General features: G+C 71.9%; 19 protein-coding genes. 11 read left to right on the forward strand and 8 right to left on the reverse strand.

Going from position 1 to position 21,010, the window contains the following annotated elements:
- Nucleotides 1-29: 29 nt before the first annotated feature.
- The 5 genes from ACIBSW_RS19785 to ACIBSW_RS19805 are packed head-to-tail and all read left to right on the forward strand — an operon-like array spanning nt 30 to nt 3,908.
- Nucleotides 30-887: an ABC transporter permease gene (locus ACIBSW_RS19785; protein WP_354727368.1), complete on the forward strand. Its 858-nt coding sequence runs from the start codon at nt 30-32 to the stop codon at nt 885-887.
- 16 nt (nt 888-903) lie between these two features.
- On the forward strand, nt 904-1,932 hold the full coding sequence (locus ACIBSW_RS19790) for an ABC transporter substrate-binding protein (RefSeq protein WP_354727366.1): 1,029 nt from the start codon (nt 904-906) through the stop codon (nt 1,930-1,932).
- Nucleotides 1,919-2,698 (forward strand): ABC transporter ATP-binding protein, encoded by a 780-nt coding sequence (locus ACIBSW_RS19795; RefSeq protein WP_354727364.1) that lies wholly within the window; start codon nt 1,919-1,921, stop codon nt 2,696-2,698. Before ACIBSW_RS19790 ends, ACIBSW_RS19795 begins: the two co-directional genes overlap by 14 nt.
- A 40-nt stretch (nt 2,699-2,738) precedes the next feature.
- Nucleotides 2,739-3,431: a DNA alkylation repair protein gene (locus ACIBSW_RS19800; RefSeq protein ID WP_354727362.1), complete on the forward strand. Its 693-nt coding sequence runs from the start codon at nt 2,739-2,741 to the stop codon at nt 3,429-3,431.
- A gap of 51 nt (nt 3,432-3,482) precedes the next feature.
- Nucleotides 3,483-3,908: a PPOX class F420-dependent oxidoreductase gene (locus tag ACIBSW_RS19805; RefSeq protein ID WP_354727360.1), complete on the forward strand. Its 426-nt coding sequence runs from the start codon at nt 3,483-3,485 to the stop codon at nt 3,906-3,908.
- Between the two features lie 4 nt (nt 3,909-3,912).
- On the opposite strand, the gene ACIBSW_RS19810 is transcribed toward ACIBSW_RS19805, so the two are convergent.
- Nucleotides 3,913-4,110, reverse strand: coding sequence for a hypothetical protein (locus tag ACIBSW_RS19810; RefSeq protein WP_354727358.1), 198 nt, complete (start codon nt 4,108-4,110; stop codon nt 3,913-3,915).
- Nucleotides 4,111-4,231: 121 nt separating this feature from the next.
- Nucleotides 4,232-6,013: an alpha/beta hydrolase gene (locus ACIBSW_RS19815; protein WP_354727356.1), complete on the reverse strand. Its 1,782-nt coding sequence runs from the start codon at nt 6,011-6,013 to the stop codon at nt 4,232-4,234.
- 170 nt (nt 6,014-6,183) lie between these two features.
- Here ACIBSW_RS19815 and ACIBSW_RS19820 point away from each other — a divergent pair, with 170 nt between their 5' ends.
- From ACIBSW_RS19820 to ACIBSW_RS19830, 3 genes are all read left to right on the forward strand, one after another.
- Nucleotides 6,184-6,660, forward strand: coding sequence for a hypothetical protein (locus ACIBSW_RS19820; protein ID WP_354727355.1), 477 nt, complete (start codon nt 6,184-6,186; stop codon nt 6,658-6,660).
- Between the two features lie 236 nt (nt 6,661-6,896).
- Nucleotides 6,897-7,283 (forward strand): spore germination protein GerW family protein, encoded by a 387-nt coding sequence (locus ACIBSW_RS19825; RefSeq protein ID WP_354727353.1) that lies wholly within the window; start codon nt 6,897-6,899, stop codon nt 7,281-7,283.
- A 590-nt stretch (nt 7,284-7,873) separates the two neighbouring features.
- On the forward strand, nt 7,874-8,839 hold the full coding sequence (locus ACIBSW_RS19830) for an Acg family FMN-binding oxidoreductase (protein ID WP_354727351.1): 966 nt from the start codon (nt 7,874-7,876) through the stop codon (nt 8,837-8,839).
- A gap of 984 nt (nt 8,840-9,823) precedes the next feature.
- On the opposite strand, the gene ACIBSW_RS19835 is transcribed toward ACIBSW_RS19830, so the two are convergent.
- Nucleotides 9,824-10,129, reverse strand: coding sequence for a hypothetical protein (locus tag ACIBSW_RS19835; protein ID WP_404799388.1), 306 nt, complete (start codon nt 10,127-10,129; stop codon nt 9,824-9,826).
- Nucleotides 10,130-10,204: 75 nt separating this feature from the next.
- A complete protein-coding gene (locus ACIBSW_RS19840; protein WP_354730196.1) occupies nt 10,205-10,534 on the reverse strand; it encodes a hypothetical protein in 330 nt (109 codons plus the stop codon).
- 1,682 nt (nt 10,535-12,216) lie between these two features.
- On the opposite strand from ACIBSW_RS19840, the gene ACIBSW_RS19845 reads away from it, so the two are divergent.
- Nucleotides 12,217-12,909 (forward strand): 2-phosphosulfolactate phosphatase, encoded by a 693-nt coding sequence (locus ACIBSW_RS19845; protein WP_354730198.1) that lies wholly within the window; start codon nt 12,217-12,219, stop codon nt 12,907-12,909.
- Between the two features lie 17 nt (nt 12,910-12,926).
- Here ACIBSW_RS19845 and ACIBSW_RS19850 read toward each other — a convergent pair whose 3' ends face one another.
- Nucleotides 12,927-14,969 carry a response regulator gene (locus ACIBSW_RS19850; RefSeq protein WP_354730200.1) on the reverse strand — a complete coding sequence of 681 codons (2,043 nt, stop codon included), beginning with the start codon at nt 14,967-14,969 and terminating at the stop codon, nt 12,927-12,929.
- 55 nt (nt 14,970-15,024) lie between these two features.
- Nucleotides 15,025-17,784 carry a response regulator gene (locus tag ACIBSW_RS19855; RefSeq protein ID WP_354730202.1) on the reverse strand — a complete coding sequence of 920 codons (2,760 nt, stop codon included), beginning with the start codon at nt 17,782-17,784 and terminating at the stop codon, nt 15,025-15,027.
- Between the two features lie 110 nt (nt 17,785-17,894).
- Here ACIBSW_RS19855 and ACIBSW_RS19860 point away from each other — a divergent pair, with 110 nt between their 5' ends.
- Nucleotides 17,895-18,107 (forward strand): dodecin, encoded by a 213-nt coding sequence (locus tag ACIBSW_RS19860; protein WP_354730204.1) that lies wholly within the window; start codon nt 17,895-17,897, stop codon nt 18,105-18,107.
- 34 nt (nt 18,108-18,141) lie between these two features.
- Nucleotides 18,142-19,083: a CDGSH iron-sulfur domain-containing protein gene (locus ACIBSW_RS19865; RefSeq protein ID WP_354730206.1), complete on the forward strand. Its 942-nt coding sequence runs from the start codon at nt 18,142-18,144 to the stop codon at nt 19,081-19,083.
- Between the two features lie 17 nt (nt 19,084-19,100).
- Here the strand turns inward: ACIBSW_RS19865 and ACIBSW_RS19870 are convergent, their stop codons facing one another.
- Entirely contained in the window at nt 19,101-19,793 is a 693-nt protein-coding gene (locus ACIBSW_RS19870) for a response regulator transcription factor (protein WP_354730208.1), read from the reverse strand.
- On the reverse strand, nt 19,790-20,935 hold the full coding sequence (locus ACIBSW_RS19875) for a sensor histidine kinase (protein ID WP_404799389.1): 1,146 nt from the start codon (nt 20,933-20,935) through the stop codon (nt 19,790-19,792). The genes ACIBSW_RS19870 and ACIBSW_RS19875 overlap by 4 nt, the downstream gene beginning before the upstream one ends.
- Between the last annotated feature and the right edge of the window lie 75 nt (nt 20,936-21,010).

Genomic DNA, 21,010 nt, shown 5'->3' on the forward strand with positions numbered 1-21,010 from the left:
ATCCCCATAGGCAAGGTAGGAAATACCCCGTGAGCACCTCTGTAGTCGAAAGGCCGGCCGCCCCCGCGACCGGACCGGGCGCGACGCGTTCCGCGCGCTCGTCGGGCGGTCGCCGTCGCCGGATCGGGCTGCGGGTGCTGGCCCTCGTCGTTCTCTACCTGCTGTGGGAGCTGACCGCCCGGGTGACCGCGAACCCGACGTTCATCCCCTCGCCGGGCGCGGTCTGGCATCAGCTGGTGCTGACCTCCACCACCCACGACGGCATCCGCGGCTACAGCGGCCACCTGCTCGTCGAGCACCTCGGCGTCAGCCTGCGCCGCATCGTCATCGGATCCCTGATCGGCATCGGCGGCGGTCTGCTCCTCGGGATCCTGATGGGCACCGTGTCCTGGATCCGGGTGGTCGTCGAGCCGGTGGTCACGTTCGTGCGCGCGCTTCCGCCGCTGGCGTACTTCAGCCTGTTCATCATCTGGTTCGGCATCGACGAGACGCCCAAGCTGTGGCTGCTGTCCATCGCGGCCCTCCCGCCCGTCGCCGTGGCCACCGCGTCGGCCGTCTACTCCGCGCCGACCGGGCTGGTCGAGGCCGCCCGTGCGCTCGGCGCGGGGCGGTGGCAGGTGGTGCGGGACGTGGTGCTGCCCAGCGCGCAGCCGGAGATCTTCACCGGCGTTCGGCTCGCGGTCGGCATCGCGTACTCCTCGGTCGTCGCGGCCGAGACCATCAACGGCGTCCCCGGCATCGGCGGCATGGTCCGCGACGCGCAGCGCTACTCACAGACCGACGTCGTCGTGCTCGGCCTCTTCGCCATCGGCCTCTCCGGCCTGCTCATCGACGCCCTGCTGCGGTCCGCCGAGAATCGGCTGATCCCGTGGCGGGGCCGCGCCTAGATAAGGAAATCCCCCCGTGAAGATCACCCGTTTCCTCGCCGCCGCCCTGCTCGTCGCCGCGGCCGCCGCCTGCGGCGACGGCGCCGCCAGCGGCAACGCCGATCCCCAGCAGAAGACCATCCGGCTCGCCTACCAGGCGTTCCCGAGCGGCGACCTGATCGTCAAGAACCAGGGGCTGCTCGAGAAGGCCCTGCCCGGTTACCGGATCACCTGGACCAAGTTCGACTCCGGCGCCAGCATCAACACCGCGTTCGTCGCCAAGAGCATCGACATCGCCGCGATCGGCTCCAGCCCGGTCGCCCGGGGGCTGTCCGCCCCGCTGAACATTCCGTACCAGGTGGCCTTCGTGCTCGACGTCGCCGGCGACAACGAGGCGCTGGTCGCCCGCAACGGCAGCGGCGTCACCTCGATCGAGGCGCTGCGCGGAAAGAAGGTCGCCACGCCGTTCGCCTCGACGGCGCACTACAGCCTGCTCGCCGCGCTCGACCGGGCCGGCGTCAAGGAGTCCGAGCTGACCATCGTCGACCTGGAGCCGCAGGACATCCAGGCGGCCTGGACCCGCGGCGACGTCGACGCCGCCTACTCGTGGCTGCCGTCCCTCGACGCGCTCAAGAAGAACGGCAAGGTCCTGATCACCAGCCGCGAGCTGGCCACCGCGGGCAAGCCGACCCTGGACCTCGGCGTGGTGTCCACCGCGTTCGCCACCGCGCACCCGGAGGCCGTCGACGCGTGGCGCAAGGCCGAGGCGCAGGCGCTGGACCTGATCGCGAGCGACCCGGCGGCCGCCGCGGCGGCGGTCGGCGCGGAGCTCAACATCAGCGCCGACGACGCTAAGGCGCAGCTCGCGCAGGGCGTCTTCCTCAAGCCGGGCGACCTGTCGTCCGACGAGTGGCTCGGCACCGAGGCGAAGGTCGGCAAGCTCGCCCAGAACCTGCAGAGCGCCGCCGAGTTCCTGAAGGCGCAGCAGAAGATCGACGCCGTGCCCGACCTGGCGAGCGTCGAGAAGGCCATCTACGTCAAGGGCCTGCCGGGTGTCCTCTCCTGACGCCATCGAGATCAGCCAGGTCGAGCACGTCTACGGGGCCGGCGCCGGCGCCGTCACCGCGGTCGGGCCCGTCGACCTCACCGTCGCGGCGGGGGAGTTCCTCGTCCTGGTCGGCGCGTCCGGCTGCGGCAAGAGCACCCTGCTCCGGCTCATCGCCGGGTTCGAGGAACCGACCTCCGGCAGCGTGCGCACCGCCGGCGCCGCGCCCCGCCCCGGCCACGGCGCTGGACTGGTGTTCCAGCAGCCGCGGCTGTTCCCGTGGCTGACCGTCGGCGGCAACGTCGAGCTCGCGCTGCGCTACGCCGGCGTGCCCCGCCACGAGCGGGTCGCCCGGGTGCCCGGGCTGCTGGCGAAGGTCGGGCTGGACGGCATCGCGCACCGCCGCACCTGGCAGATCTCCGGCGGCCAGCAGCAGCGGGTGGCCATCGCCCGCGCGCTCGCGGTCGACAACCCGCTGCTGCTGCTCGACGAGCCGTTCGCCGCGCTCGACGCCCTCACCCGCGAACGCCTCCAGGAGGACCTGCGCCGGGTCAGCGCCGCGACCGGCCGCACGTCGGTCTTCGTGACGCACAGCGTCGACGAGGCGGTCTTCCTGGGCAGCCGGGTCGTCGTCCTCAGCGCCCGCCCCGGCCGGGTCGTCCTGGACGTCGCCGTCGACCTGCCGCGGACCGGGCTGCCGGCCGACGAGCTGCGCGGGCTGCCCGAGTACGCCGCGCTGCGCGCCACCATCGGTCACGCCGTCCGGGACGCGGCCGCCGTACCGTGACGCTGGTGTTCGGGTACGCGGTCGAGCAGGATGGGTAGCCGTGGCCGACCTCACCGCCTCCGCCTTCGTTGATCGCCTGCGTGCCGCGCCCCGCCGCGCCGATGAGCCGGGCCCGGAGCGCCTCGGTCTGGCGATGGGCACCATCTTCAACCTGGCCAAGGAGTACCTCGACCTCCCTCTCGGCGAGGTCGAGGCCCTGCTGGACCACCCCGTCTACGAGGCCCGCGTCGGCGCATTGTCGATCATGGACAAGAAGGCGCGCCGGAAGCGGACGAGCGCGGACGAGCGCCGCGGGCTCTACGAGCTCTACCTGCGCCGGATGGACCGCATCGACGACTGGGGGCTCGTCGACCTCGGGGCCCAGTACGTCATCGGCGGGTACCTGCTGGACAAGCCGCGCGACGTGCTCTACCGGCTGGCCCGCTCGGAGAACGTGTGGGAGCGGCGCACCGCCATCTGGGCGACCATGTTGTTCGTCCGCCAGGGCGACCTCGACGACATGTACGCCATCTCCGAGCTGCTCGTCGACGACCCGGAGCACTTCGTGCAGACGGTCGTCGGCGGCATGCTGCGCACGGCCGGTGACCACGACGCCGACCGGCTGCGCGCCTTCCTGGACCGGCACGCGGCGACGATGCCGCGCACTGCACTGCGGTACTCCATCGAGCATCTCGACAAGCCGGAGCGCGATCACTACCTGTCGCTGGCGAAGGCCGGTGCCCCGGGGCGGTGACGACCCGGCCGGTCGCGGGCGGGGCGGGCCGTCGCGGGGCATGCTGGGTGGATGGCAGCGATGACCCGGCAGGAAGCACTCGATTTCATCTCCGTCGGCACCCGCACGGGCAAGCTGGCGACGGCCTCGCCGGCGGGTGAGCCGCACGTTGCGCCGATCTGGTTCGTCGTCGACGGCGACGACCTGGTGTTCACCACGGCCGAGCAGACGGTCAAGGGCCGCAACCTGCGGGCCGACCCGCGGGCGGCGCTCACCGTCGACGTGTCCGAGTTCCCCTACGACTTCGCCGTGGTCCGCGGCGTGGTCAGCCTCGACGCCCACGCACCGGACCTGCTGGAGTGGGCGACCCGGATCGCCGAGCGGTACGTGCCGGCCCGGCTCGCGCCCGACTACGGCAAGCGGAACGCCGTCGACGGCGAGATGCTGTGCCGGCTGCGCATCGACCGCATCAGCGGCGCCCGCGACATCGCCCTGTGACGCCTCACAGGTACAGGTCGACCCCGGCGCCGTCGGACAGCCGGGCGGCCGCGATCGCGGGCATACGGAGGCCCATCAGCGCCTGCAACAGGTCCGCCTGGGCGTTGACCTGACCCTGCCGCGCCTCCGGCGACGGCGTGCCCGCCCCGATCGCGGTCCGGAGCGCGAACATGGCACCCGCACCGACAGAACCGACCGACATTGTTGCCTCCTCGCGACCGAATACGCGTGCACCATCGGCCGCGGCGGCCCCGACCTGAGACGAACGGTGGCCCGGGCATGGCGAGCGCCTGCCCGGGCCACCGACCCTTCATCCGTACGGATTAACGGGTGCCGTTGAGGGTGGATGCCGGAATGTGGTCGGCGACCGGCGGGAGCTGCTTCGACTCGTCGGCCCGCATGGTCGTCTTCTGCTCGGCCTCATCCGGCTCGAGCGGCTCGGTGAACGGCTGGACCGCGCCCTGGCAGACCTTGCCCTTGGCCGGCAGCGTGCCGCGGAGCAGGTAGGCGTCGATCGCATTGGTGGCGCACGCCCCGGTGCCGTACGCGGTGTGCCCGAAGTTCGTGCTGGACAGCAGCCGGCTGTTCGGCAGCCGCTTGGCGGAGGAGACCGCCTCCACGTAGTTGGTCGCCGGGTCCCAGTAGCTGCCCACCACGAGCACCGGAGCCGCGGAGCGGCGGTTGAACGGGCCCTTGTACGCGTCCTCGTCGCGCACGGTCCAGGAGTTGCGGGCGCACTGCACGCTGCCCCAGGCCCAGGCGCGGCCGAAGTACTTGGCGCGCTTGTCCGCCTTGGCGGTCGCCGCCGGCCAGGAGTTCGCGTCCTTCGGGTGCAGCCCGTCGGTGCACATGACACCGCTGAACGACTCGAAGCCGTTGTCGTACGGGAAGTCACGGGCCGGGCGGGTGGCCCGGGCGTCCTTGATCCGCTTGATCACCGCGGCCTTGGCGGTCGCCTTGGCGGTGCCGCCCGCGAACAGCAGCTGCCACAGCTCGGCCGACATGGAGGCGATCTGCTCGCCCGCGTACATGCCGTAGAGCGCGCCGAGGACGCCGCCGACGAAGTCCGCGTAGGTGACCGTGTACGTGCCCCACTCGTCGGTGATCACGAGCGGCTTCTTGCGCAGGCTCGCGGCGATCGCCTCGAAGTTCTTGACCGGGTCGCCGTCGGAGAACGCGCAGTACGCCGGGCCGGCCTTGTCGCAGCGGACCAGGATCTCCTTGAGCGCCTTGTACGCGCCGTCGGCGGAGCGCATCCGCTCGTCCTGGATCTGGTTCCCGGTCTTCTTCGTGCCGGTCCACGACACCGGGTCGATGACCCCGTCGACGACCACCGCGCGGACCCGGTCCGGGAACATGTTGGCGTAGTACTGGCCGATGGCGGTGCCGTAGCTGAAGCCCAGGAAGCTGAGCTTCTTGTCGCCGACGGCGCGGCGCAGCACGTCCATGTCCCGGACGACCTCGGCGGTCGACATCGCGCCGGCGATCTTCTTACCGGTGGTCGAGCAACCCTTGGCCACGGCCTTCGCGGACTTGATGTAGGCCGTCTCCTGGCCCTTGCCGTACGGGAAGGCGACGTTGAGGCCCTTGTAGGCCAGGGTCTGGTCCTTCGTGGACTTGAAGCACTTGATGTTCTCGCTGCTGGCGATGCCGCGCGGGTCGACCCCGACGATGTCGAAGCGGTCGAGCAGGGAGTCGCTCAGGAACGACGGCGCGGCCAGCGCGATGTCGACGCCGGAGCCGCCGGGGCCGCCCGGGTTCAGGAACAGGCTGCCGATCTTGTGCTTCTGGTCGCGGGCCTTGATCCGCAGCACGGCGATCTCGGTGGTCGCGCCCTTCGGCTTGTCGTAGTCGAGCGGCAGCCGGACGGTCGCGCATTCGGCGGTGCCGTAGCACTTGTACCAACCCAGCTTGGGCGTCTTGACGCTGTCGACGCGCTTGCGTTCCTTGGCGCTGGTCTTGTCGGACTTGGCACGCACGGCGAACGATGCGGTGACCGGCGCGGGTTCCCGCGGCGACATGGCATCGGCGGGCGCGACGAGACCGGCGGCGAGAATCACGCCGGCGATTCCCGCGCTCGCCAGACGGCTGGCGGTGAATGGCATACAGGGTGCCTTTCGAAAGGGGTGCGCAGCGGGTGCTGCGGTCGGTGGGATCGTAGGAAGTCGATGCCACTCCCGATCGATGTCATGCACTGGCCGGTTAGGACTCACGGAGAGAGATGAGTGCAGATCAGGGCCCGATTCGGCGCACGACGGTCAGCTGCGATCACCGCATGTTCGGGATTCACGATCCGTCCTGTGAGGAATCCGACAACTTCGCGACGGCGGTGTCGGCGGCAAGCCGCGAGGTGGTCGGCTGGGCGGCCAACGCCGTCATGGTCGAGGTGGTCTGCGACCGGGTCCGCATCGGCGTGCAGGTCGAGGCGCTCGCCGGTGAGCCGGCCGCGGACCAGGCCGCCGAGCTGCTGCGCGACGGACGGCTCGAGGCGCCCGGCGGCCTGGTCAGCGTCCCGCAGTCGGTGGACGAGGCGTTCCAGCGCGGCGTCGAACTGCCCGACGGCCCCGGCACGTACGGGGTGCGGGTGCTCGGTTACGGCCGGGCCCGGGCCCGGCGGCTGCGGTCAGAGGGGGCCGGCCCCGGCGGCCCGGCCGATATCGACGGCATCGCGGCGGCGCTGGCCGGGATAGAGAATTATCGAATCTGTTTGTGGCAGGTGTCGTCCGAACCCCGCTGGGAGGACGACGAGTGAGCGCGACGCGCGGGCGCCCGCCTGCCGCGGCCACGTGTTCGAAGACGTGTTTGCGCGCTGCCCGTACCTCCCCGCGTAGGAATGCGCCGGCACGCCACGGAACCGGCCCGGCCCGCAGGGAATCACACCGATCGGCGCCCATTCGTCTCGTGGATTCAAACGCAATTTGAGTTGTCCAGATTGGAGCTTCACGGCTTCGCCGTACGCGGGCGACCCGCCGTCGGTACCGTGAGGCCATGACGGTCAACCCGGTACAGGACGCACGTCTGATGGAAACTCTGCAGGAGGCGATGGACTCCGCCACGGTCGGCAGGGTGTTCGGCGCCCCGATCGTGCACGACGGGGTACTGCTCCTGCCCGTGGCCAAGGTCGGCGGCGGCGCCGGCGGCGGAAGCGGCAGCGGGCAGGAGGGCCCGGGCCGGGAACAGCGCGGCATGGGCGGCGGCTTCGGCACGGCCGCCAAGCCCCTCGGCGTGTTCGTCCTCAAGGACGGCGAGATCAGCTGGCGCCCGGTCGTCGACGTCAACCGAATCCTCCTCGCCGGCCAGGTCATCGCGGTCGCGGCCCTACTCGCGGGCCGCGCCTTCCTCCGCGCCCGCCGCCGCCGCGCCGCCCGGCTTTAGGCCGCGAGGTCCCTTCGGACCGTCTCCTGCCCGGGGCGCCGGCGCTGGGCGGCGCGGGTGCTGGCCGTGGGGTGACGCCGGACCGTGCTGGCGCTGGGCCGTGTGGGTGCTGGCCGTGGGGTGACGCCGGACCGTGCTGGCGCTGGGCCGTGTGGGTGCTGGCCGTGGGGTGACGCCGGACCGTGCTGGCGCTGGGCCGTGTGGGTGCCGGTCGTGGGGTAATGCTGGGCCGTCTGCTGCTTGGGCGCGCTGGTGCCGGGCCGCGCTGGTGCCGGTGGTGGGGTGATACCGGCGTTCTTCTGCTCGGGGCGCGTGGGTGCCGACCGTGGGTTGATGCCAGGGCCGTCTTTGTTCGGGGCGCGTTGGCGCCGTGCTGCACGGGGTGTCGGCCGTGGGGTGATGCCGGGCCCTGACCTGCTTTGGGTGCGACGGCGCCGTGCTGCCCGGGTGTCGGACGCCGGGTGACGCCGGGACCTTCGGCCCTGCACAGACCGGCGGCCGGCGGTGCAGGGTGAGTGGAGGCGGGTCAGCCCGGGAAGCCGGCGCCGCCTTCGCCGATTCCGCTCGGTCAGCGGGAAGGAGAAACCACAATGACGGCGTATTCCGAGGCCGACCTGCTGCGCGCGGCCGCGGCCGGTATCCGCGCGCCTTCCCTGCTCAACACCCAGCCGTGGCTGTTCCGCCTGCGCGCCGGCGCGGTCGAGGTGCTCGCGGACCCGTCCCGCCGGCTCCCGGTCGCCGACCGGGCCGGCTGGGCGGTACGGCTCGCCTGCGGCGCGGCGCTCTACAACGCGCGCCTGGCCCTGGCCACCGCGGGGAAACCGGCGGCGGTCGAGCTGCGCCCGGACCGGTCCGAGCCGGACCTCATCGCCCGCCTCACCCCCGGCCGGCCCCGGGCGGCGACCTACACGGAGGTGGAACTTCATGCGGCGATACCGCGCCGCTTCAGCAACCGCGCCCCGTTCTGGCCGGACCCGGTACCGGCCGAGACCCGGCTGCGGCTGATCGACGCGGCCCGCTCCGAGGGCGCGTGGCTCGACCTGCTGGTCGGCATGACGGCGCTCAGCGGCTTCGCGGAGCTTGCCCGCAGCGCCGACCGGGTACTGCGCCGCGACGTCCGCTACCAGTCGGAGATGGCCGGCTGGACACACGCCGACGCGGCGGCGGACGGCGTGCCGGTCACCGCGGGCGCCCCCGCCGCCGAGCCGCAGGACCTGCTGCCGCAGCGCGCGTTCTCCGACCACCGGCGCGGCCCCGGCCGCGACTACGAGCCAGAGCCGCTGGTCGGCATCCTGGGCGTCATCGGCGACCTGCCGGTCGACCAGATCGTCGCGGGCCAGGCCCTGCAGAAGGTACTGCTGACCGCGACCGACGCGGGCCTGGCGGCGTCGATGCTGTCCCAGCCGATCGAGGTTCCGGCAGCCCGCGACCAACTGCGCCGTTCCCTCGGCCGCTCGGGCGTCCCACAGCTGGCCCTACGCTTCGGCTACGGCAGCCCGGGCCGCCCGACACCCCGCCGCGACGTGGCCGAGGTCCTGCTCGCCACAGAACCCTGACCGGCCGCCCGTTCCGGCATGAAGAAGCCCGCCGGCGGGGCGCTCCTGGCAACCCGTGGCGACACACCGTACCGTCACGCTGCGCCGTATCCACCACCCGAGGCTTTCGCCCCGGTACCGGCGGCTTCTGTTTCCATCCTCGCCCGACGTCTCCAGCCCAGGCAGGGCCATTGGTCCTGACTCGACTGTTCCTTCATGGCGTGGTGTCACCAGCGCGACATGACGCGCTGCAGCCACCGGCCAGGCCTGCTCCAGAATGAACCCGGCGACGGAATCGACCATGACCACGGAGACCACGACGGCACCTCCGAGCACCTGGGATCAGCAGTTCCGCGAGGCGTCTCGGAGATCGTCTTGCGTGTCGAGTCCGGACGAGTACTTCGATGCTGGGCTGGCGCCGGCCCTACACCGGGCTGGTGCTGCCACCGGTCGGATCCTCGCCGCCGCACAAATCACCGACCCTGTCACCGACCGACAACCATCCAAATAAAGCGCACCCTAAGTCAAGTCATTGACTACATGCGTCTCGCTCAATCTTCCGCGATGCACTGCATCCTGCATGCCAAATCCGGTCCATCTCGACATTGCCGCGAACAAGCCGCACACCGATAGCGACATCATTTAGTAGCCAATCCTGCCGATGGAGGGGTTTGCCGAATTGGTGGCAAGAATCGCAGGTCGAGATTAGATCAACCGCCCACTATCGATATGATCAGCGGACGTTTTGGCCCAACCGGCCCAGCCCAGCCCAACCGGCCCAGCCCACCGGCCCAGCCCAACCGGCCCAGCCCAACCGGCCCAGCCCGATCGGCCCGGCCCAGCTCAGCCGGCCCAGCTCAGCCGGCCCAGCCCAACCGGCCCAGCCCGATCGGCCCGGCCCAGCTCAGCCGGCCCAGCTCAGCCGGCCCAGCTCAGCCGGCCCAGCCCGCGGGCCCAGCTCGCCGGCCCAGCCCAGCCCGACCGGCCCGGCCCGATCGGCCCAGCTCAACCGACCCAGCCCAGCCGTACCAGTCGGCCCAGCCCAGCCGGCCCAGCACGGCCCAACCGGCCCGGCCTAGATGGCCCGGCCCAATCGGCCCGGCTCAGCCGGCCCAGCCCGCCCGGCCCAGCCCGCCCGGCCCAGCCCGCCCGGCCCAGCCCGCCCGGCCCAGCCCGCCCGGCCCAGCCCGCCCGGCCCAGCCCGCCCGGCCCGGACCAGCCCAGCCCGCCCGGCCCGGACCAGCCCAGCTGGCCCGGCCCAGCCCGCCCGGCCCGGACCAGCCCAGCTGGCCCGGACCAGCCCAGCCGCATTGAGCACAAGATTCTGTTCAATGCAAGGTGCTTCGACATTGAGTGAGTTGACTGTTCGACACGCCTGAAAAGCGACTATTCAGGAGCGTCTCTTCCCAACTCAATCGTGGTGCGAGTTTCGTCACACCGACAATTCTTCTGGCGTTCGGTGCCGACATAAGTTGGCATGATCGAAAACGGATCGGAAAGGACAAGCGCTGGCCGTATCGGGATAATAAGTTCATGGGGCAGCTTCAATTCTTCACCAGCAGCCAACTGGCCGCCATGCGTGACCGCACCGCATCCCGAAACTATTCCCCCGAGCGCGACGAGTTCCGCCGCAACCACGAGCGACACCGCGCGTGGGGCCTTACGCAACGCCACGCTCGGCGTCTGCGCCAGCTGAGCCGCCGACACGAGGAACACGCCAGGCCGGGCTCGGACGAGCGGCACCCGGAGCACCCACAACCGACCCGCCCGGCGGGCCTCGCCCACATCGAACCGGGTCTGCGCCCGGCCTCGGGTCTGCGCCCGGCCTCGGGTCTGCGCCCGGCCCCGGGTCTGCACCCGGCCCCGGGTCGCGCCGCCTCGCCCAGCCACGATCTGAGGTGCCGCCACGATCTGTGGGACAGCAACCAGATCGAGTCCCCCGGCAAGGCCGAATCCACTGAGGCGCGCCGACACCGCCGAGCCGCCGACCCGAGAACCCGCCCAGCTGAGTCCCGCGGAACGCATCCCCGGTCATGTGCGACTAAACCTTCCCGAGCGCGCCTGCCGCAAGAGGCCGCCTGCCAGGCGCGCTCGACGGACAGGATCGCCGGTCGAGTGGGGTCCATCCGGACGCCCGCGCCGAGCCAGGCCGCTGTCTGTCAGGCGAAGGCGCAGCTGCGGAGCCGGCTCGCCAGCCAGATGGAAGGGGAATCTGGCCAGACGCGCTTGTTGACCGCGGCGCACCCGCGGAGCGGGTCCGTCGGTCATGCATCACGTCGCGGGTGCAGCACGCCGTGCGCGTGCGCGGCCATCCTGGGGGAGTGGGTAGGTAGGCGACATCGCGCCACCGCATCCCGAACCGCACCGGCAAGCGGGCGCCCGCCGCACCTACCCAACCACGTCAAGATCAACGGATCGGAGGCTGCGGCGGAACCTGGGCAGTCGGTGGACCCAATGACGAGATCGACCGGTGTTGGAGACCGGCGAAATGCAAGATCCCCACCCGCCTCGGTGAGTCCCAACGCAACCACAACCGGAGCCAGTTGCGATTGAGCTTTTGTTGCACGCAGACGCTTTTCCGGGGTGGCGACACCGAGGATCCGCAGTCCCCGGTGGCCGAACGGATGCATCCTCGTCGGCCAAGCCGTGCGCGGAGACTTCGGTCCGGAGGCCGTGCGGCAACCGAGGGTGTGGTTGAGGCGCGCGTCGAGGTTCGGCGGGCGTGGTCGTTCGGCGCACGGCGGCGTGCGGGAGCTGGTGAACGAGAGCCGGGCGACGCGCACGGTTGGCGTGGTGGGGTTGTTGGGCGTGCGGTGGCGTGCGGGTTGGCGTGGTGGGTTGTTGGGCGTGCGGTGGCGTGCGGGTTGGCGTGGTGGGTTGTTGGGCGTGCGGTGGCATGCGGGTTGGCGTGGTGGGTTGTTGGGCGTGCGGTGGCATGCGGGTTGGCGTGGTGGGTTGTTGGGCGTGCGGTGGCGTGCGAGTCGGTGTGTGGGTCGTTGGGTGCTTGGTGGTGTGCGTGTCGGGGTGGCGGAGGGAGTGAATTGCAGGTCGGTGGCGTCGGTGTGGCGGTTTGTTGGGTGCTTGGTGGTGTGACGGCGCGAGCTGCACGTCGCGGAGGGTGACGCCGGTGTCGAGGCTGGTGGTTGCGACGAGGGGCTGCTTTCCGCAGGGTCGTGGACGAGTGGCCGGGTGTGCCTCTCGGCCGGGCTTGCGGCCGTGGAACTCCTTCGTGTTCCTGAGGGCCGGGTGGTTGTCGCGCGGGCCGTCGGCGTTGGTCTCGTGGACGTGCTGGTCTGCGCGGGGCGTGGTGTGTTGGAGGTCTCGTGGGGTGGCGTGGAAGCGGGTGGGGGATGCGAGATGATCTTCGGATGGGTGCTCGCTTTGTTGGCATTGGTGGGATGACTGAGGTTCCGGCGGTCGCTGTCGTGGTCGATGTCATGCGGGCCTTCACGGTCACTGCCTGGGCCTTTGCTCAGGGGGCGGAGAAGGTCGTTCTTGCCGGTTCGCTGGAGGAGGCCCTGGCGCTCAAGGCGCGCCATCCGGAGTGGGTCACGCTCAAGGACGGCCCGCCGGCGCCCGGGTTCGACCTGGTCAACTCGCCGGGGTTGCTGAGGTCGATTGACCTTGCCGGGCGGACGGTGGTGCAGAAGACGACCAACGGGACGGTCGGCGTGCACGCGGCCAAGGGCGCGTCGTTGCTGGTGTGCGCCAGTTTCGTGGTGGCAGGGGCGACGGCGCGGCTGCTGCGGGCGCGTGGCGGCGACGATGTCACGTTTGTGGTCACCGGCGGCGACGGGCGGGCCGAGGAGGATCTGGCGTGCGCTCAATACATCGCCGGCAGGGCGGGCGGCGCGGAGATCGGTGCGGCCGGGTTTCTCGGTCGTGCCGCTGGGTCTCGTGCCGCCGCTGACCTGGCGGCCGGGGTGCGGGGCGGCCTTCCCGGACTGCATGCCGACGATGTCGCGCTCTGTCTGGAGGTCGACCGGTTTCCGTTCGCCATGGTGGTGACTCTCGAAGACCCGCTCGTGGTCCTGCGGCCGGTTGATGTCGGGCGGCTCAGCGGATCATTCGGCACGAGTCGAAGAGCGTGACCCGGCGCCGGCGGAGGTTATGTCGGTTGGCGGGATTGGACGGCTGTGCGGACCGCGGTGAGGAGCTGGGATGCGGTGAAGGGTTTGGACAGCAGCGTGGTGCCCGGTGGGAGCATTCCGTGGTGGTCGATGAGGCCCTCGGCGTAGCCGGACATCAGCAGGACCCGGCTGGACGGGCGGTCGGCGGCGAAGCGGCGGGCCAGGTCGGGGCCGGTTGTGCCGGGCATGACGACGTCGGTGAGCAGCAGGTCGATGGTGTCCTGGTCGGCGGCCAGGGTCAGGGCCTCGTCGGCGTCGGCGGCGGTGAGGACGGTGTAGCCGGCGTGGGTCAGGTTGCGGGCGACCGTCTCGCGGATGCCGGCCTCGTCGTCGACGACCAGGATGGTCTCGTTGCCGCCCGAGGCCGGGGCGCTGGGTGCCGGTGGCGGGGTCTCGACCACGTGGTCGGTGGTGGGCAGGTGGATGGTGACCATCGTGCCGCGCTCCGGGGCCGATTCGATGCGCAGTGAGCCGCCGAGCTGGTTGACGAGGCCGTACGTGGTGGCGAGGCCGAGGCCGGCGCCGGTGCCCTTGGGTTTGGTGGTGAAGAACGGCTCGAGGGCGCGGTCGAGGATCTCGGGCGTCATCCCGGCGCCGGTGTCGTGCAGGGAGAGCCGGGCGTAGCGGCCGGGCGGGAGGCCGGTCTCGGGGTTGTCCTCGCCGCTGAGGTCCACGGTGGACGTGACGATGGTGAGGGTTCCGCCGGCGGGCATCGCGTCGCGGGCGTTCATGGTGAGGTTGAGCAGGATCTGGCCGATGTCGACGGGTTCGGCGAGGATCGGGCGCAGGTCCGGGGTCAGGTGGGTGATGACCCCGATCTGCCGGCCGATGCTGGGTGCCAGCAGGTCGTTGGATTCGCGGATCGCCTCGTTGAGGTCCATGGGGGTGACCGACAGCTGCTTGCGGCTGCCGAACGTCAGCAGCTGCTGGGTCAGGTCGGTGGCCCGGCGGCCGCCCTTGCGGATCTGCGCGAGGTCGTTGAGCAGCATGCTGCCGGTCTCGGCCGGCAGCCGGCCCGCCTCGGTGAGCTCGGTGACGGTGTCGGTGATCAGGCCCTCGAAGCCGAGCATCGCGCCGAGGATGTTGTTGAAGTCGTGTGCGACCCCGCCGGCCAGGCGGCTCAGGCCCTCCAGGCGCTGCGCGGCCTGGATGCGGGCGTCGACGTAGCGCTTGCGCTCGGTCGCCTGCTGCTGTCGCTCGGCCTCGACGGCGGTGGTGATGTCGTCGACGGTGGCGATGAAGCCGTGCGCGGCGCTGTCCGGGATCGACTGGACGTTGACGTGCAGCCAGCGCCGGCGGTTGTCGGGCAGGGTGACCTGGCCGCGGAACTGGTGTTGCGCGCCGGTCGGCCCGCGGCCTTCGACGACGGAGAGGATGGCCTCGCGCCGGTCGGGGGTGACGCAGCGCAGCCAGCGCAGGCCGAGCAGTTCGTCGGCGGGCAGGCCCATGATGGCGACGAAGCGGCCGTTGACGTAGTTGGCGTGGCCGTGCCGGTCGCCGAACACGGTGCCGACGGGGGAGTGGTCGGCCATCAGCTGGAAGCGGGCCGCGGTCTCGGCGAGCACGTTGGTGCGTTCGAGCAGCTTCGCGTCGACGGCGCGCCGGCGCGCCCGGGCGGCGTTGTCGGGGTCGAAGCGGGTGTGTGGCTCCGCGGCGCCGGCGATCGCCTCGTCGACGGTGCGCAGCAGGGTCTGCGGGTCGGTGGACTTCAGCAGTACGCCGGCGACGCCGCAGGCCTCGGCGACCGGCTGCGCCTCGGCGGGCAGGTAGTTGGCGGTGAGGAAGACGATGGGGGTGTCGGCGGTGTCGGGGGCCGCGCGGAGCTCCTGCGCGAGCTGATAGCCGTCCATGCCGGGCATGAGCACGTCGGTGAGGACCAGGTCCGGGTGCCGGGCATGTGCCAGCCCGAGCGCCTCGCCGCCCTCGTGCGCCTCGATGACCGTGTGCCCGCGGTAGGTCAGGATGTCGCGGACCAGCTCACGGTTGGCTCTCTGGTCATCGACGACGAGGACAGTGCTCATCGCAAGTTCCCATCTCGAGACGCGTAACGATGAATGTACGCCGTTTTATAGCTCTTTAGGCTGATTTGAGCTTTCCTCGGACGTCGGCGAATTCGATGTGCAGGCGGCCGAGGGTGTCGCGTGCGCCGGTCAGGTCGTGGTTGAGCGCCGAGACCTCGAGGAGGTCGCAGGCCGACGCCATCGCGGCGGCGCCGAGGTTCGACGCGGCGCCCTTGAGGCTGTGCGCGGCGAACCGGACGGCGTCGGCGTCGCCCGCGGCGACGGCGAGGTCGAGGTCGGCGAGCTGGCCCGGCGCCTCGTCCAGGAACGCGGTGATCAGGTTCGTGATGGTCTCGGGCGGCGCATAGCGGCGCAGGTCGGCAAGGCGATGGGCGATCGGGTCCGCGGGCGGGTCCGATGCGGGCTCCGGCTCCGGGTCCAGCCATCGAGAGAGGACGGCGGCCAGGTCGTCGGGCTCGAACGGCTTGCTGAGGTAGTCGTCCATCCCGGCGGCGAGGCACCGCTCGCGGTCCTCCTTCAGCGCGGCCGCGGTCATCGCGATGATCGGCGTACGGGCCGGCGGCTCGCCGGGCGCGGCGGCCGACTCCTCGCGCTCGCGCCATCGGCGCGTCGCCTCGTATCCGTCCATCCGCGGCATCTGGCAGTCCATCAGGACGGCGAGGTAGGAGCGTTCCGCGCCGCGGTCGAGGGCCTGCACCCCGTCGGCGGCGATGTCCACCTCGAACCCGAGGTGGGCGAGGACCCCGGCGGCGACGATCTGGTTGGTGGCGTTGTCCTCGACCAGCAGCACCCGGCCCCGCGCCGGCGGTTGCGGCGGGGGCGGAGGAGCGGCGGCGGCGGGTTCCGTCGCCGGCACGTCGTCGACGGCGATGTCGATCAGGCAGTTGAAGAGCGCGGACTGCTGCACCGGCTTGCGGACCTCGGCGGCGATGCCCACCTCCCGCAGCCGCTCGGGCGGCACGGTCTCGCTGCTCAGCAACACGACCGGAAGCGGCGGGATGCCGGGGTGCTCCCGGATCCGGGCGGCCAGCTCCGCGCCGTCGCCGTCGGGCATGACCTGGTCGATCAGGGCGACATCGTACGGCCGCCCGGCGATCGACGCCTGCCACAGCCGCTCGACCGTCTGCTCGCCGGAGTCGACCGCCGTGGTCACCATCTCCCAGCTGGTGAGCTGCTCCTCGAGGACCTCCCGGGTGGTGGCGTTGTCGTCGGCCACCAGCACCCGCAGCCCCGCGAGGCTGGCCAGGTGCGCCTGCGGGGCCCGCGCGGACGAGTCCCGCTTCAGCGGGATGTCGCACCAGAAGGTGCTGCCCCGCCCCGGCTCGCTGTCCACGCCGATCTCGCCGCCCATCGCCGTGACCAGCTCCCGGCAGATCGCCAGGCCCAGGCCGCTGCCGCCGTACCGGCGGGTGGTGGAGACGTCCGCCTGGGTGAACGCGTCGAACAGCCGGTCGTGCAGCTCCTGGCTGATGCCGATCCCGGTGTCGCTGACCTGCAACCGGACGACGACCGGCCCGGCGGGCGCGGGCGGCGACCCCGGTGCCGTGCGGACGACGACGGAGACCTCGCCGCGGTCGGTGAACTTGATGGCGTTGGTGGTGAAGTTCAGCAGGATCTGGCGTACCCGCACCGGGTCGCCGCGCAGCCACTGCGGCACGTCGTGGTGGCACTGGCCGATCAGCTCCAGCTTCTTCACCCGCGCGGTCTCGGCGACCATGTCGAGCACGTCCTCGACGATGCTGCCGAGGTTGAGGTCGGTCTCGTCGAGCACCAGCGCGCCCGCGTCGATCTTGGAGAAGTCGAGGATGTCGCTGATCACCGCGACCAGGGCCCGGCCGGCGGCGCGGATGCTCTCGGCGTACCGGCGCTGGGTGTCGTCCAGGTCGGTGCGCAGCAGCAGCGCGACCAGGCCGATGACGCCGTTCATCGGCGTCCGGATCTCGTGGCTCATCGTCGCCAGGAAGGACGATTTCGCGGCGGTGGCCGCCACCGCCTCGTCCCGGGCCGACGCCATCACCTCCATCGAGGTGTTGACCAGGGTGGCCATCTCCGCGAGGTCCGCCGGACCCGTCACGTCGACCCGCTCGGCCAAGTCACCGTTGATGATCCGCCGGGCCGCGGTCGTCACCCGGCGCACGGGGACACTCACGGCGCGGGTCACCGTGTACCCGACGCCCGCGACGACCAGCAGGCTCAGCAGGGACGTCCACAGGATCAGGTGCTGGGTGCTCTCCGCGCGCTCGGCGCTGATCCGTTGCAGCTGCTGCAGCTGGTGGTCCTGATAGGCGTGCATCTCCTGCAGCACCATCTCGATCTGGGTCATCGCCCGGGCGCCGCGCTGGGTGAGCACCACCTCCTGCGCGGCCTCGAAACCCCGCTCGCGCCGGAGCGAGATCGTCTGGTTCATCTCGGTCAGCTTGTCGTTCAGGATCAGGTCCAGGTCGGACAGGAGCCGCTGTTGTTCGGGGTTGCCGGCGGTGAGCTGCCGCAGGTGCGCCACGCCGTCGTCGATGTCGTCGACCACCCGGCGGTACGGCTCCAGGTACGCCTCCTGGCCGGTGATGAGATAGCCGCGCTGGCCGCGCTCGGCGTCCTGGACGTCGGACCGGAGGATGTCGACGCGGTGCATCACCTCGTTGGCGCGCGCCACCGGCACCTGGTCGGTGACCAGCGAGCCGATCCGGGCGTACGAGCTGACCGCGACCAGGATCAGCCCCGCCGCGGCGATCCCGAAACCCACGGCCAGCAGCCACCGCACCGGCCAGCGCCAGATCTGGCGCAGCGTCCTTCCGGGTACGGGATCATCCGCCGTCACAAGGGCGACGCTATGTCCCCGGTCCGGCCCGTGTGTGGCCTTTGGGGAAGGCCGTGGAGCCATAATGATGGGCGATGCGTCATCCAGTACCGCCTTTCGGAGGGAACGAGATGAGCGAGCACACCTACCGCGTCACCGAGATCGTCGGCAGCTCGCACGACGGTGTCGACGCGGCGATCCGCAACGCCGTCAAGCGGGCTTCGCAGACCCTGCACCACCTCGAATGGTTCGAGGTGAAGGAGATCCGCGGTCACCTGGAGAACGGCGAGATCGGGCACGTCCAGGTCACGATGAAGGTCGGTTTCCGGCTCGACGACGTGTAGCCGGGCTGTTGTACCCTCGCGTAATGGTGATTACATGATTACGCCGTCCATTCGGGTCACCGAGGACGGGCCGTACCGGGTCGAGGGTGAGGTGTCGATCCGGGACACCGACGGCAACGAGCTGCGCGCCGAGGGGATCTGGCACCTGTGCCGGTGCGGCGGGTCGCGCAACAAACCGTTCTGCGACTCGACGCACGGGCTCAAGGGCTGGACCGGGCCGGAGACGGCCGAGCGCGGCGGCGACGCGCCCGCCGACGGCCCGCCGTCGATCACGGCGACGGCGGACGGCCCGTACCGGGTGTGCGGGGCGATCCGCCTGGTCGGCGCGGACGGCGAGCCCTACGCCGCGCGCGGACGGCAGCGGCTGTGCCGGTGCGGGCACTCCGGCACCAAGCCGTTCTGCGACGGCTCGCACCGCTACGCCGGCTTCCGGGACCCGCTGCCGCCCGAACTGGAGAACACCCCGACGGTGTACGCCTGGCTGGGCGGCCGCGCGGCGCTCGAGCGGCTGACCACCGCGTTCTACGACGGCATCCTGAACGAGCCCGACGACCTGCTCGAGCCGGTCTTCCGCGGGATGGACCCCGAACATCCCAGGCACGTGGCCGCCTGGCTGGGCGAGACCTTCGGCGGGCCGGCCGAGTACACCGCGCACCACGGCGGCTACGAGCACATGGTGGCGGCGCACCGTGGCCGCGCCCTGACCGAGGAGCAGCGGCAGCGCTGGGTGAGCCGGCTGGCCCGCACGGCCGACGAGGTGCTGCTGCCCGACGACCCGGACGTGCGCCAGGCGTTCCTGTCCTATCTCGAGTGGGGCTCGCGGATCGCCCTGTTCAACAGCCAGCCGGGCGTCGAGGTGATCGCGCACGCGCCCGTACCGAAATGGGGTTGGGGTAATGCGGTGCCCTATGTGCCGCAGCCCTGGGACGATCCGGAGGCCGCGGCCAAGGGCCGCGCCGCTCAGGACGGTCCGTAGGCCAGGTTCCGGGCCGGTCAGCCGGTCGCCGCGGGTCCGCGTCGCCCGGGCACGACCAGGCCCGACTCGTACGCGACGACGACGGCCTGCGTCCGGTCCCGGAGCCCGAGCTTGCCCAGCACCCGGCTCACGTGCGTCTTCACCGTCTCCTCGCCGACCACGAGGCGGGCCGCGATCTCCGGGTTCGAGAGCCCCTCGGCGATCAGACACAGCACCTCGGTCTCCCGGGGCGTCAGCGCGCCCAGGCCCGCACCGTCCGGCGCGCGCCGCGGCCGGCGCAGCCGGGCGAACTCCTCGACCAGCCGCCGGGTGATGGCCGGCGCGAGCAGCGCCTCGCCGGACGCCACCACCCGCATCGCGTCGAACAACCGCTCGGCGGTGACGTCCTTGAGCAGGAAGCCGCTCGCGCCGGCGGCCAGCGCGTCGTAGACGTGTTCGTCCAGGTCGAACGTGGTGAGGATGAGGATGCGGGGCCCGTGCTCGCCGGCTTCGTCCAGGATGCGGCGAGTGGCCTCGATCCCATCGAGCACCGGCATCCGGACGTCCATGAGCACCAGGTCCGGGCGGTGCTCCCGGCACACCGCGACCGCGTCCTCGCCGTCGAGCGCGGTCGCGACCACGCTGAAGTCGGCCTGCGTGGCGAGCAGGGCCGCGAACGCCGTGCGCACCACGTCATGGTCGTCGACGACGACGATCCGGATCGGGCTCATTCCTCGTTCCCGGTGGGCAGGACGGCCTCGATGAGGAAGCCGCCGATCGGCGCCGGCCCCGCGCTGAGGCGGCCGCCGACCATGGCGGCCCGCTCGCGCATGCCGGTCAGGCCGTGCCCGCCCGGGCCGGGCGCCCGGCCGGCGGGCGGCGGCCCGGGACCATTGTCGCGTACCCGCAGCAGCAGGCTGCCGGGCCGGTAGTGCAGCTCGACGTCGACCGCGGCACCGGCCGCGTGCCGGCGCGCGTTGGTCAGCGCCTCCTGCACGATCCGGTACGCCACCAGCTCGACGCCCGGGTCCAGCGGCACGACGCCGCCGTGCACGATCAGCCGGGTGCTGCCGGCCGACAGGTCGCGCGCCTCGTCCAGCAGCTCGTTGAGCTGCTGCAGGCCGGGCTGCGGCCGGCGGGTGACCTCGCCGCCGGCGTCCTCGCGCAGGACGCCGAGCAGGCGGCGCATCTCGGTCAGCGCGGCCCGGGCGGTCTCGCCGATCGCGACGAGCCGCCGGGCGCCCTCGGCCGGCATGCCCGGGGTGGTCAGCCGGGCGGCGTCGGACTGCACCGCGATCATCGAGATGTGGTGTGCCACGACGTCGTGCAGCTCCCGGGCGATGCGGGCCCGCTCACCCCGGGCCACGTGCTCCATCAGGGTGTCGGCGATGGCCCGGTCGGTGGCCTCGTGCCGGGCGGCGGCCGCGCCGGCCCGCCGGGCGGTGCCGGCGACCGCCGCGACGGCGGTCACCGCCAGCATGGCGATGGACGGTGTACGCCCGCCGGCCGCCATGGCGGTGCCGGGCGCGGCGGCGTAGGCCACGAACGGCACGATCAGCACGCCGGCCGCCCGGGCGTGGCCCCGCCGCCCGAGGACGTAGCAGGCGACACCGAGCGCGACCAGCGCGGCGACCGGGGGCGGGTAGCCGATCAGCGGGCTCAGCAGGCACACCGCCGCGACCAGCACGGCCGACACCACGGGCGTCGCCCGCACGAGCGCGATCGGCGCCGTCGCGGCCAGGGCCAGCAGGGGGCCGAGCGGCCGGGTCAGCGGCTGCCCGCCCTCGCGGACGGCCACCTCGACGAGCGCGGCGCAGCCGAGCACGGCGGCGAACAGGTACGGCCAGTAGGGGTTTTCCTGGTTGGGCCGCACATCAATCATTGTGACCGCCACCCGGCGCGGCGTCGTCCCCCGGCGCAGGGGGCCTGGGCTCCCCCGCGCGGGGGA

This window comes from Actinoplanes sp. NPDC049668 (assembly GCF_044465445.1).
GTDB lineage: Bacteria > Actinomycetota > Actinomycetes > Mycobacteriales > Micromonosporaceae > Actinoplanes.

Coding starts and splice junctions, on each gene's coding strand:
- ACIBSW_RS19865 (WP_354730206.1), top strand. CDS start 18,142: ATGATTACGCCGTCCATTCGGGTCACCGAGGACGGGCCGTACCGGGTC.
- ACIBSW_RS19850 (WP_354730200.1), bottom strand. CDS start 14,969: ATGAGCACTGTCCTCGTCGTCGATGACCAGAGAGCCAACCGTGAGCTG.
- ACIBSW_RS19810 (WP_354727358.1), bottom strand. CDS start 4,110: ATGTCGGTCGGTTCTGTCGGTGCGGGTGCCATGTTCGCGCTCCGGACC.
- ACIBSW_RS19845 (WP_354730198.1), top strand. CDS start 12,217: ATGACTGAGGTTCCGGCGGTCGCTGTCGTGGTCGATGTCATGCGGGCC.
- ACIBSW_RS19830 (WP_354727351.1), top strand. CDS start 7,874: ATGACGGCGTATTCCGAGGCCGACCTGCTGCGCGCGGCCGCGGCCGGT.
- ACIBSW_RS19815 (WP_354727356.1), bottom strand. CDS start 6,013: ATGCCATTCACCGCCAGCCGTCTGGCGAGCGCGGGAATCGCCGGCGTG.
- ACIBSW_RS19820 (WP_354727355.1), top strand. CDS start 6,184: ATGTTCGGGATTCACGATCCGTCCTGTGAGGAATCCGACAACTTCGCG.
- ACIBSW_RS19805 (WP_354727360.1), top strand. CDS start 3,483: ATGGCAGCGATGACCCGGCAGGAAGCACTCGATTTCATCTCCGTCGGC.
- ACIBSW_RS19835 (WP_404799388.1), bottom strand. CDS start 10,129: ATGCGGCTGGGCTGGTCCGGGCCAGCTGGGCTGGTCCGGGCCGGGCGG.
- ACIBSW_RS19870 (WP_354730208.1), bottom strand. CDS start 19,793: ATGAGCCCGATCCGGATCGTCGTCGTCGACGACCATGACGTGGTGCGC.
- ACIBSW_RS19825 (WP_354727353.1), top strand. CDS start 6,897: ATGACGGTCAACCCGGTACAGGACGCACGTCTGATGGAAACTCTGCAG.
- ACIBSW_RS19860 (WP_354730204.1), top strand. CDS start 17,895: ATGAGCGAGCACACCTACCGCGTCACCGAGATCGTCGGCAGCTCGCAC.